Below are 13,046 nucleotides of genomic sequence, written 5' to 3'. Positions count from 1 at the left end.
TTTTACCTAATTCTTTAATGCGTAATTTCAAGGATAGTACCTGCAATATGCCTTGTCCCTTCGCCCACATTGAAATAATAAGTTACGAGCGCCCTGTTTTCATCCAGTTGTACCGCCCAGGGATAACCGATATCGGTACTGCCACCATCTGTACGGAGAATGATTTCGGGAGCTGTTTTAAAATCGGTACATTCGGGATTCAGGATACGAGCGCGGATGCCGTAAGGTTTATGCCGGTATCCGTAGGTGAGCAATACCCTATTGTCGGATAACCGTAAAGCATGCAGGGGATGTCCCCGGAAATCCATCTTCTCCCATGATTGAAAACTTTTTCCTCCGTCCGTAGAGCGTGCAATACAAGCTATATCATCCATATCGGTAGTACGCAGAAAAGCGACCAGATCGCCTTTGGGGGTCTTAAGCAGTGATGTTTCACTAAAACTATACATATTATCGGTTGCGACGGGACAGGCATATTGCCAGGTTATCCCTTTGTCATCCGATGTCAACAGATGGGCGGATATTCTTCGTGGGTTTTTCCTGTCGTTTGCCGCCACAACCCACAAAATACGTCCGTCCTCTTCTTCATACATTGCTCCGCGGTTATAGGCCGGTAACGGATTTCCTAAAGCGCTATAATGAACCTCGGAAGGAATATGCGGGGGGTAATAAGGCCCTTCCCATGTTTTTCCATTATCTGAAGAACGGATCACGTAACCGCCCAGAAAATAAGCCCGCCCGTCTGCCATGTGATACGGTTCCTTAAGATTCGGAACGCCCGACGGAAGGACAAAAGCCCATGAATAGCTTGTACAAATAAGGGTACCGTCTTTTAATCTTAATAAACATGGATCCTGTGAACCGCCAAAGGGATGGGCATACATCAACTCGGGCTCTTCTGTCCAGTTTTCCCCGTCCGTCGACCGTACCATCACCAGGTAACTGTTCGGATCCACATGGTTACTTCCCGGCTCCCCGAATATTTTTCTGTCCGGCGCCCGGCGGAAAGCAACAAGAAACTCACCGTCTTCTCCTCCTTTTATTATAGAAGGAAAGCAAGAGTAAAACAGGGCATCTTGATAAATGATAATATCCCTGACTTTCCGGACATAGGTTTGATCAACCGATTTCAAGGGCCGGCTTTCCGATTTCTCAGAAAGAAACATGATAAAAAAACTTATCATCAAAATTTTGCTTAATAATCTTAATTGCATAAAATAAAAACTTTAAAGACATATCATTGATCATAGAGTTCAACAGTTTTGAAATCAGTATAAAAAGTGTCAATAGCGGTAGATTCAGGTATAAATGAAGTATTGTATTTTAAACCTGAAGCCAGATCGGTTAGAACAGTAACTGTCTCGGACATTGGAATCTTTTTAGTAACCTGATCCCCGTTTACATTCATGTAAAGCAGATTGCAGCAAATTCCATAATTCACAGCCGTGGACCAATGAATGGTTAAATTTCCATCCACTAAAGGAGTCGTGCTCTTAATTGCCCTATTTATGAGTGCTGCCTGGAACCTGTCGCCATAAACATTTCCGGTTACTTCAAAGGGTAATGACCGGTGTCCATATTTATCAATACTTACAAACTGGAAGATGTATTCTGTCTCTTCCATATTTTCCAATATTTCTTTATAAATACCGGATTGGTTATTAATCTGAATTTCTGTAGAATCGGTAAAATCATTCCAAAAAATACGACATGTTTCGATTCTTTGAGACATGATAAATATTTCAAACCGGATTCGGTTTCTTCCGGCTCCAGGAGCAACACTATCGACTTTTGCCCCATAAACAATCTCTCCTTCGTCTAAATACGGTTGGTGCAGATCATTCATTTTGGAGCATGATAGTGTAAAGAATGCCAACGATAATAGTAGGCTAGTTGTATTGCTTAATTTCATTTTTCTTTGTTTTAATGGTAAAATGCTATCTGTTATCGCCATAGACCTCTAACTCGGATATTTGAAAATTATCCCCGCCTGCCCATGTTTGGAGTATGTTAAGCCGGATATAACGTACTTTGGGATTTGTGGGGGAACAAATAAAATCTTCGCCGTTTTTAGCCACATACACATCCTCATCCGTTACTTGCCCAAAAGGTAAGCCTGAAGGTTTCACAGATGTACAGTCCATCAATTTTGTCCAACTATCCCAATCGCCGGTTTGATCAAGAGTTTGACATCCATAGACTTCAAACTTCCTGGGATTACCCTCTGCGAAGATAAAGCCTGTGCGTTGATAGAGTCGTATACGGCTAATCTGACCTGTAACTCCAAGATCAATCGTAACAGAATGCGGCCAGACGCCTGTTCCTCCGGGAGAACTGAAACCTTGGTCACCCACTTTTCCGTCCCACATATGCTCCATTATCCAGCCATAGGTACTTGGCTGATCACCAGGCAGTAATACTGCTTTAAATTTAAGGCGGTCAAAATTCGTCTCATAAAGAGGTGTCAAAGTGAAATATTTAATTTCACTTTGGTTTTCCCAATGATCTTGGACATAGACCGCAAAATTGGAAGGAATTGTATCCATGCCGCGGGAAGCCACATCTCCATTGACAACAGTGCTATAAAACGTCTCAATGGGTATATACTCATCGTTATCATCTTGTTTTAGAATGACTACGGAAATCTCCGTACGGGTTGGATTTTCCCAATAAGCATGCACTCCGCCAAAATCTGCTAACAGGTCAACCGTTCTACCGATGGTGGTAACAGGAGGCTCAAGTGGGGTAACCGAGACATCTACCCCGAAAGATTCGTTTCTGCTCCGGTCAACTGCAATTATCTTTACCTGTCTTTGTTTCGTATCGCCAAACCCTTCCACCTTCAGGGTATCTGTGTAAAGAGAAGCACGTGATTCACTCATTACTCCATCATCTTTACGGGAATAAACAGCTTTTACATAGAGTAGGTCTTCGTCTTCCGGTAGTTTATAGGTAAGAATAGCTCCTCCCGGTATATTTTCAACTTTTATATCCGTTACTATTCCCGGAGGAGTACTGTCAAGAGGTTGCATTCCTATGGATTCTTCCTCACAGGCAGATAGTAACCCGACGACACAAACCATTACAATACTGAGATATTTGCTTTCCATACATTCAATTTTTTAATTTATTGACACTAAGATTAATATCACCAGCCATAATTTTGGATGAGGTTCTTATTCACTGACAAGTTAGATTCTTTAATCGGCCAGAAATAATCTTTAATGGTAAATTTTACCGGTACTTTGGCTACGGTCACAATTTGATAAAAATCTTCCGGCGTTTCACCCATAATATTCCATCCTCGCGGTTGATTGTTCAACTCACTGATCTCTTTCCATCGCCGGAGGTCCCAAAAGCGTTTGCCTTCGAATGCCAGTTCTATCATCCGTTCCCGGTGTATGATTTGGCGAAGTCCTTCTTTTGTATCCGGTTTATTTGGAATGGAGGAATATTTTAGCCATGATTCTTTGACTCCTTCTAAACCGGCGCGTTTCCGGATCAGGTCGAGATAATAATAGATTTCCTCACTGGGTCCTTCCACTTCATTCAGCGCTTCTGCATACATCAGGTAAAGATCGGCAAGACGAAGAATAGGAAAAGGATAGTATTCAATACTGTAAGAAGTTGCAGTCAATGCGTCTTTAAAACTATGCATCTTTTTAGCAGAATATCCGGTAATTGAATAACCACTACCTCCTTGAAATCCTGAATGGCCTAAATTCAGGAAATCACAGTGTTTTACATTGGATGGAAAACTATAATACCCACTACCAAAGTAAATTCCCTTATCGAAGCCCACACTTGCATAAAAACGGGGTTCCCGGTTATAGTGCAGATACACGGTCTTTTCTCCCTCTTTTACATAGTATTTTTCATCGCCCGATGATGCTTCCTCTCTTATTTTATGCCGATTTTCATACCATCCGTTATTCAACCATTGAATATCCTCATCAATCGGTACACCGTTCGAAGAATAATATGCTTCGACTATTTTTAATGTCGGGGCCCATTGGCTTGTTACGTTCCCTAATGTTTCGGAAGACAAGCGTAAAATTCGTGCGTGTGCTTGCCTTGCAAGAAAATCCTGGTCATTATTGGTGCTTCCCCAAATCAACTCCTTGTTCCACCGGTCGCAAATTGCCTGTCGGTAGGTGGTTTGTAGCTTGAATGGTTCCGGAGACAAAAGAACCTGGGGATCTATCAGGTCATATAACTCTTTATGTTGTGAATGACATGCGTCAATAACTTCTTTACAGGCATCGGCTGCCAATTTCCATTTATTTTCATCATATTCCTGGGGAAATAATTGTAGGCCGCGATTATCAATTAAACTTGCATAGTCTTTATTCCCGTTCAATAAGGGACTTGCTGCAAATAACAAGATGCGTGCCCGCATACCCAATGCACCCAATTTATCTATCCGGCCTGCCTCAGTCCCTTCAATAACTTCATCTACATCAGGCAAGTCACCGGCAGCTTCCGCCATCAGATTTGTAATATACTGCACTACGGTGTCAACGGGTTCACGGTATACTTTTGCTTCGTCTGTTTCAGCGAAAACAGGAAGATTCTCATCGACAATGGGAATAGGTCCATAGCACATGAACAGGTAAAAATGATAGTACGCTTTCAGGAATTTCACTTCGGCGATCCATCTTGTTCTTTCATATTCCGTTATGTCGTATACCTTACCGATATTTTCAAGGAAAATATTGCAATCCCGTATACCTATCCACAAGGGTTTTCCGGCGTTTTCCCCATCCCAAAAATTGAGGATCGGATTAGTTAACGATTGATATCCTCTTGCGATCAATGAATTATTCCAGTTTGGCCATCCTCCGCTTTCGTAACGTTGCCATGTTTCATCGCAACCGTTCAATGCCGGGTCAGTATTGACAGATCCGATCGGCGGACGATAACTATAACAGGTGAATAAAAATTTCTCGGCTTCCGTCCTATTCCGGAATGCATAATCAATAGTTGCCACATTATCGGGGACAATATCAAGATAATCGCACGACTTGAATCCAAATCCGATAATGCAGAACACAAAAAATATTATATATGACCGTTTCATGAAAATCTGATTTTAAAATGAAATTTGTACACCCAAATTATATACTTTCTGGACAGGATATCCCAGTCCGTTACCCCCCATCTCAGGATCCCATAATTTGAACTTACTAAAGGTCAAAAGATTGGTCCCGCTAAAATAAAATCGTAAGCTGGTTATTTTTGCCTTTGAAATGATATTAGCAGGCAAAGAGTATCCCAATTCTACGGACTTTAAGCGGAGGAATGCGCCGCTCCGCATAAACCAGGTCGATCTTTGTAAATTATTCGAGATAAGTGTCGAAGAGAGGCGAGGCCATAATGCATATAAATTACGATTGTCTTCCGACCAATGATCGTCTGCGTACGCCTTTATCAAAGCATTTTGTCCGTTTATAAAAGGAGACGTTGCTTCGGCATCAATCCAGAAAGATTCACGCGCCAACCCTTGAAAGAAACAAGAGAGATCGAAATCTTTCCACCCACCGGATAAACCGAATCCATATATGATTTCTGGGACGGTTGGATACCCGATAGGCACCATATCCAGTTCGGTAATTTTGCCATCCCGGTTAATATCCCTGTATTTGATATCGCCGGCCATATAATCCCCAAATTGGGCCGGAGAGTTACGGATTTCTTTTTCATCCACAAAAAGACGTTCAGCCACATATCCCCATTCTTGTTTCAAAAAATGACCTACATGAGATTTCCATGGCGTACCGGAATAATCAGGCTCTTCATAGATTTTAAATTTGCTGGTGGCATAGGTAAAATTAGCCAACCCCGATAACCACAGGTCTTTATTGAATGAATGGTTATAGTTGAATGATGCATCAAATCCTTTACTGGAAGCTTCACCTACATTGGCCCGAACAATAGTCTGAAGTCCCATTGTTGTTGGAACCGAACGATCCATTAAAATATTGGAACGATATTCGTGAAAAACGTCCATCTGAACATCCAAATTATTCCAAAGCCCTATTTCAACACCTAAATCTAATTTTTTAGCTGTTTCCCAGGAGATAAGATCATTCGGGTAACGGGAAATGGAAATCCCGTTCAAGGTATAACCGCCCCTGTTTCCATACGTGCCGAAAGAAGATTGCCGCGAATTATCACTCATATTGACATTCGAGAGATAGAAGAAACGGTCTTTGTCGTCTCCGATAGCATCATTCCCCGACAAACCATAGGTCACTTTCAGTTTCAGGTTATTTACCACCTTCTTCAACCGGTCACTGTAAAAATTTTCATTAGATATAATCCATCCTGTACCTATCGATGGAAAAAAACCGAAACGCTCTTTTTCGGAAAAACGTTCGGACCCATTGAATCCGAAATTGAATTCGAATAAATATTTTGAATCGTAGGCATATGTGGTACGACCTGCAAAACTGATATTCCGATAGGGAAGGGACTTCTGAAGATTGCCGGCATTGGCATATAATTGTTCCCGCATGGTAAATACCATTAAAGTTCCCAATTCATGTTTTTCGGCAAATGCTCTGTTCCAGTTTAATGCCGATTCAAAATAATTAGCGGAAATGACATCCTTTGTCCCCTCATTGTAATTGAGATATTCTGTCCCTGTTTTCTCATTTATTAACATTAATATGTATTTATCATTTACTTTATCGTATGAAGCAACCTTGTAATAAAAAGGATTATAAAACCGGGCTACGTCAAAATAAGAATAACGACTAATGTGATATAAAGCCCGTATGGAAAGACCCTTTGTGATAAAATCCAGTTTTTGTTTAAGTTCAAATTGAGCATCTATCTGCGAAATCGTATAATCTTTATACCCTCTGGTCATATCTGCATAAGGGTTATTATACTGTCCCTGATCATAATTACCGAATAAAATGTGCTGGGTATTTGCGTTGGCTTCGTCGGGTTGATAATACGGAGGAAAAAGTACGGGATTTGTACGCATGATTTTTTTAAATAGTTCCGAACCGCCGTCAATGGGCCCGGTATAATCGTCAAAAGCTCCATGGAAACGAAAGACAGCCTCCGTTGTTTTAGTGATATTAATATTTACATTTGAACGCAGCATATAACGGTTCAATTGAATATTATTATTGAAATTGTTTTTGTGATCTACTTTCAGCATTCCTCCGTCATTGGTCACGCTGCCCGCCAAATAATAACGTGCGATATTTCCTCCACCACTCACACTGAAATTCAACCGGTGATTATCGGCATAATTTTTAAACAGAATATCATACCAATCATTTGCCGGGTATACATACGGATTATCCCCTGCCATTGTATGGCTGATCTTATTCTGAGAATAAAGTGTAACTGATTGAGGATCACGTGTTCTTATGGCTTCATTATGTAATTGCATGTAAGTTATAGGATCAGCCAGTTCAACCATTTTTGTCGGCATGGATACGGACTCTTCATACCTCACGTTGATTTGCGCTTTTCCTTCTTTTCCTTCTTTCGTGGTAACTAAAACAACACCATTTGCTCCCCGGGAGCCATAAAGAGCCGTAGCCGTAGCATCTTTCATAATGGAAAAACTGGCAATATCATCAGGTTGCATACGGGATAATTCCAAAGCGGTCACTTCATTATTGTCAATTAAAATCAATGGATCCTTTTTGTATCCAAAGGTGGTGACCCCGCGAATAAAAAATTGTGCGTTGTCCATTCCCGGTTCTCCGCTACGTTGATAAGAAATAATACCTGCCATGCGACCGGCTAATGCAGTGGTCAGGTTGCTGGAAGGAACTTTCAATTCACTGGGATTAATGGTTGTAATTGAAGCCACGACACTTTCTTTCTTTTGCTTCCCAAATGCAACTATAGTTACTTCTTCCAGTTCACTTACTTTTTCCTTCAGGATCACATTTATTTTTGTTTGATTGTTTACATCAATGGTTTGGGATTCCAATCCGATAAAAGAAAAGTTAAGTTTGTCCGTAGGTTTGGTTTCAATTGAATAATTTCCGTCGGTATCCGTAATCACACCTTTTGTTGAACCTGCAATGGTTATTGTTACGCCAGGCAACGGATTCCCTTTTTCATCCAACACCAGTCCCGTTACTATAATTGTTTTTTGTTGGGACTGCTCTTCAATGACATTGGAAACCGTTTTCTTTTCATGGTAAACGACAATCTGTTTTCCCAATATTTTGTACGTTAATCCTGTGCCTGATAGAATTTCCGTTAAGATTTCTTCTATATTTTTCGAGTTAACGTTAACATCTATTTCCTTGTCAAGTATTTTTTCTGCGCTGTCCGAAAAAACAAAAATATAATCACTTTTCCTTTCAATTTCCCGGCATACTTTTTTTATAGTAGTTGACTCAAACTCAAAGGTAAATTCCTGTGAATAACCGTTTGAGGCCGGAGAAAACAGCATGTAGAAAAATAAAAAGGATAAGGTGGTTCTTATGATTTTTAGAAAATGATTTGAATTATTGAAGCGCTCTTTTTCCTCAATAGAATGTTTATTCATATCTTTTTGTATGATTTGATTATTATTTGAACTAAGAAAACCAAATTATCACACCAGCCGAACGGTATTTGCGGTATCGTACGGCTTTTTTTATTTGCATTTGCGTTTTAACTTTAATCAGGAGTGATATTTGTCATTTCAAATCAATGGCATTGTTATTGGCTATACACGTCCAGTTCCCCTAAAACCATATATTTTTCAGGTCCCCTTATTCCCATAAATTTGTAATATCTTGCTTGAGTAGGGGTTACCGGATATAGCTGTTCGCCTAACTTGGATCGGTCAAAGTCAAATGATCCCAAATCAGTCCATTCATTTCCATCACGACTTACCAGAAACTGAATTTTATCCGGTCCCCTGAGGTCGACATTTCCTGTTGCCTGTTCAAACGTGGTTGCCCAAACTCCAAATTGAGAAACCGTTACTATACCACCTAAATCAAAAGTAACATGATGAGGATAAGGCGGTCCTGCAGGAGTGGCATCACAATGCCATCGGGTTGCATTTGTCCCGTCAATTATATTTGTTACGGCGTTATCACCTCCGGCATGCTGTGACGAAAAATTAACTATTTTCCATCCTTGTTTTATAAGGGAAAAATGAGTGCTTACACTCTCCTTATAATCCGTATAAAAAGTATCAACCCCCATTTGATCGGGTACATATACTGTTCGATATTTAAATTTTGTTCCGCCTTTATAATCTGGAATAACAGTTCTGGAATCTTCAACCGGAACTTTCAATGTTACGTTTTTTCCTGTTTGATTAGTGTATTGTATTTCCGTATATTTGGCTCCAAACGTTACATCCACATTCCCCCAGGTTATAAATTTGTTTCCATAGGTATCAGACTGTATCAAATAAACGCCCCTATTCAATAAAGTACTTTGATAATTCTCCCCGTAAACAGTTCCCGTAACTTCATAGGGTAAGGATCTATTTCCATGTTTATCAAAACTTACGAGATTAAAAATGTAACTCTTTTCAGCCAATCCATCGATCGTTTTTTTAAAAATATCCATTCGACCATTGATAGGAACATCCACCGAATCCGTATTGTTGTTCCAATAAATTCTGACAGCCTCTATTCGGGGAGTTCTGATATATAACTCGATCAGGATCCGCCTATTCCCCGTCCCGGCAGAAGCACTGTCTACCTTTGCCGCATAGATAGTTTCACCATTATCCAAAAATCTGTCGGCTAACTCATTCATATCCGAACACGAGTATCCCAAAGGGATAAGTAAAATGATACCAATAATATAAATGGGAGCAATTAAATATTTTAATTTTGTTGATTTCATCTGCTTATATTTTTTATGTTAATCATAAACCGAAAATCTTTTATCTGTCATCACCATATATTTCTATTTCTCCGATTTGAAAATTATCCCCACCCGCCCAGGTTTGTGTAACTAAAAAACGTAAATAACGAACCGGTGGATTTGTGGGCGAATTGATAAAATCTTCACCGTTAGTCGCTAACTCTATATCTTCATCGGTGTTCTGCCCTAAAGGTAATCCGGAAGGTTTGACGGAAACGCAATCCATTAACAGCGTCCAGTTGTTCCACCCTCCGGAATAATCGAGTGTCTCGCAACCATACACTTGAAACTTCCGTAAGTTCCCTTCTCCCCAAATATAGGGTTTTAGGGACATACGCTGAAATATTCTGATTCGACTGATTTTTCCGGTTATTCCCATATCCATGGTAGCGCTATGCGGCCAAAGTCCGGTACCGCCTGTTGTACTGAAACAAGGATCCCCGTTATTATTCCCATCCCACATTCTCCATATTTCAAAACCGGAAACCTGGGAAGCGTCCCCCGCCAAATCTACTTTGGCAAATTTAAGCCTGTCGAACAGGGTCTCGTAAATCGGCGTCAGCATATAATATTTTTGTTCGCTTCTATTTCCCCATCGGTCTTCAGCATACACAGCAAAGTCGTAGGGTATGGTATCCATACCCCTTACTGTTCCTTCACCGGCGCTTCTTGAACTATAAAATGTTTCCAAAGGAACATATTCTTCATTATGGTCTTTTGTTAAAACTGCAATCGCAATATCCACCTTGTTGGGATTGTCCCAATAGGCATGTACTCCACCGAAATCCTCCACCAGAACCAACGATTCACCAATATTCAGCACATCGGGACTAAGCGGCGATATGCTTACGGTCACTTCCGGTGATTCATTTTGACTACGGTCCACAGCGATCAGTCTTACCTGTCTTTCCTTTGTATCGCCAAAGCCTACAACAACTAATGAGTCAACATAAACCGAAGCCCTGGTGTCCACTTCGATGCTATCTTTCAGGTGATAAAGGGCTTTCACATAAAGCAAATCTTCGTCATCAGGCAAGGTATAGTGAAGAATGGCTCCTCCGGATATATTTCGCACAGTTACATTTGTTACAGGATTGGGAGGATTACTGTCTACCGGTTGCTGTCCTATATATTCCTCCTGACAAGCGTAGAGTAGTCCTATGACGAAAATTATTAAAATGTTGAAATATTTAGTTTTCATACCCAATATTTTTGTAATCAATTTATTGTTCATTCATATTAAAATCAAAAGTTACCAACCATAATTTTGTACAAGATTCTTATTCACCAACAGATCAGACTCCTTTATAGGCCACAAATAGTCCTTTACTGTAAAGTCCAGTTTATCCCGTGATAAAGTGGTGATATTATAAAAATCTTCGGAGGTTTCACCCATTATATTCCATCCCTGGACAGATTCATTCAAAACAGATATTTGTTTCCAGCGCCGGATATCCCAAAATCGTTTACCTTCAAAAGCCAGTTCAATGGTACGTTCTTGTTGGATGATCTTTCTTAACCCATCTTTTGTATCAGGTTTACCTGGATTGGAAGAATACTTTTGCCATGATTCCCGTACACCTTCCAGGCCGGCCCGTTCCCGCACCAGATCGAGATAATAGTATACGTCCTCACTTGGTCCTTCAGCTTCATTCAACGCTTCTGCATACATTAAGTACAAGTCGGCCAAACGTAAGATCGGAAAAGGGAAATATTCCGGAGTAGAGGTTAGGCTGTATTGCTGTACATTTTTAAAGTGGTGTAATTTTTTTATGGCATAACCGGAGATGGAATAACCGCTACCTCCCTGATAACCGGAATGGCCTTTATTCAAAAAATCGCAATACTTCACATTCGAGGGAAAATTGTAATATCCACTACCATAGTAGATCCCTTTATCAAAACCTATACTGGCGTAAAAGCGGGGTTCCCTGTTATAATGCAGATAAACCGTTTTCTCACCTTCTTTTACGTAATATTTTTCTTCGCCCGTAGATGGAATGTCTCTGACCTTATAACGGTCTTGATACCATCCGCTATTTTGCCAATCTTTATCTTCCTCAATGGGAACCCCGTTTGATGAATAATATTTATCTACCATTTTTAAAGTAGGAGCTATTTCGCTCATACAATGGTTCAGCATGTCCGCATTTAATCGTACTATTCTTGGTGTGGTATATTGCGCCAGATATCTGTGATCATTTTTCGTATTTCCCCATATCAGTTCTTTATTCCAACGGTCACAAATAGCCTGGCGGTAAGTAGTCTGCAACTGGAATATTTCGTTCTGGTTCATCGTTTCTGAGGCTACCTCATCATATAAAGCTTTTCCTTCGGCATGACAGGCATCAATTGCTTCTTTGCAGGCATCGGCAGCCAATTTCCATTTATTCTCGTTATATTCCTGTGGAAACAGTTGAACACCCCTGCTATCCATCACATTGATGTAATCTGTATTTCCATTGAATAAAGGGCTTGCCGCAAAAAGCAACACTTCCGCTCTCATGGTCAAAGCTATTAATTTGTCCACACGTCCCGCCTCCGTCCCTTCAATAATCTCACTGGCATCAGGAAGGTCTGCGGCAGCTTCCAGCATCAAATCAGTAATATAATTAACCACTTGATCCACAGGCTCCCTATACACCTGGACTTCTTCGACACTCGCGGATACGGGTATGTTAACATCCATGATCGGAATGGGACCGTAAAGCTTAAAAAGAACATAATGATAGTAGGCTTTCAGGAATTTTACTTCGGCAATCCATCTCGCCTTTTCATATTCCGTCATATCGTGTACCTTGTCGATATTCTCAAGAAAAATATTGCATCTGCGGATATCTTTCCAGCGAATCCCGAACCAATCATAAAGCGGGTTATCGGCATTTTGTTCTCCCCGGGCTATTTTGGAATTTAAAAAAGTAGGCCAGCCGCCTTCTAACTGAATATACCGTTGCCAGGTTTCATCACAGCCGTTCATGGCAGGATCGCCGTCAATAGACCCGATATTCGGCCTTCCTGAATAACAGGTATATAGATACTTTTCCGCTTCGGTTCTGTTACGGAAGGCATAATCGATAGTTGCGATATTATCGGGAACAACATCTAAAAAATCACAGGATACTATACTTGCGAATAGAATGATCACTAAAATATATATTTTGTTAATTGTCTTCATACCATAAAAAAGATTA

General features: G+C 40.4%; 8 protein-coding genes. All 8 read right to left on the bottom strand.

Translation table 11 applies throughout. The features are described from left to right. Positions 1–14: 14 nt before the first annotated feature. The 8 genes from VB073_RS06740 to VB073_RS06705 all read right to left on the bottom strand — a co-directional run bounded on the left by VB073_RS06740 (position 15) and on the right by VB073_RS06705 (position 13,030). Positions 15–1,184 carry a sialidase family protein gene (locus VB073_RS06740; RefSeq protein ID WP_323403390.1) on the bottom strand — a complete coding sequence of 390 codons (1,170 nt, stop codon included), beginning with the start codon at positions 1,182–1,184 and terminating at the stop codon, positions 15–17. Positions 1,185–1,237: 53 nt separating this feature from the next. Then, positions 1,238–1,954 carry a DUF4998 domain-containing protein gene (locus VB073_RS06735; RefSeq protein WP_323403389.1) on the bottom strand — a complete coding sequence of 239 codons (717 nt, stop codon included), beginning with the start codon at positions 1,952–1,954 and terminating at the stop codon, positions 1,238–1,240. Further along, complete coding sequence (locus tag VB073_RS06730) at positions 1,938–3,110, bottom strand: DUF5000 domain-containing lipoprotein (RefSeq protein ID WP_323403388.1); 1,173 nt, start codon at positions 3,108–3,110, stop codon at positions 1,938–1,940. Before VB073_RS06730 ends, VB073_RS06735 begins: the two co-directional genes overlap by 17 nt. Positions 3,111–3,148: 38 nt before the next feature. Continuing rightward, positions 3,149–5,080: a RagB/SusD family nutrient uptake outer membrane protein gene (locus tag VB073_RS06725; RefSeq protein WP_323403387.1), complete on the bottom strand. Its 1,932-nt coding sequence runs from the start codon at positions 5,078–5,080 to the stop codon at positions 3,149–3,151. Positions 5,081–5,092: 12 nt separating this feature from the next. Further along, complete coding sequence (locus tag VB073_RS06720) at positions 5,093–8,530, bottom strand: SusC/RagA family TonB-linked outer membrane protein (RefSeq protein WP_323403386.1); 3,438 nt, start codon at positions 8,528–8,530, stop codon at positions 5,093–5,095. A 155-nt stretch (positions 8,531–8,685) separates the two neighbouring features. Beyond that, complete coding sequence (locus VB073_RS06715) at positions 8,686–9,834, bottom strand: DUF4998 domain-containing protein (protein ID WP_323403385.1); 1,149 nt, start codon at positions 9,832–9,834, stop codon at positions 8,686–8,688. A gap of 40 nt (positions 9,835–9,874) precedes the next feature. Further along, the gene (locus VB073_RS06710) at positions 9,875–11,056 is read right to left on the bottom strand and encodes a DUF5000 domain-containing lipoprotein (protein WP_323403384.1); all 1,182 of its coding nucleotides are present in this window, start codon (positions 11,054–11,056) and stop codon (positions 9,875–9,877) included. Between the two features lie 51 nt (positions 11,057–11,107). After that, a complete protein-coding gene (locus VB073_RS06705) occupies positions 11,108–13,030 on the bottom strand; it encodes a RagB/SusD family nutrient uptake outer membrane protein (protein ID WP_323403383.1) in 1,923 nt (640 codons plus the stop codon). Positions 13,031–13,046: the final 16 nt, after the last annotated feature.

It is taken from the genome of Proteiniphilum sp. (assembly GCF_034927365.1).
GTDB lineage: Bacteria > Bacteroidota > Bacteroidia > Bacteroidales > Dysgonomonadaceae > Proteiniphilum.
The sequence above is the reverse complement of the archived record's forward strand: the minus strand, read 5'-3'. Positions and strand labels throughout refer to the sequence as shown.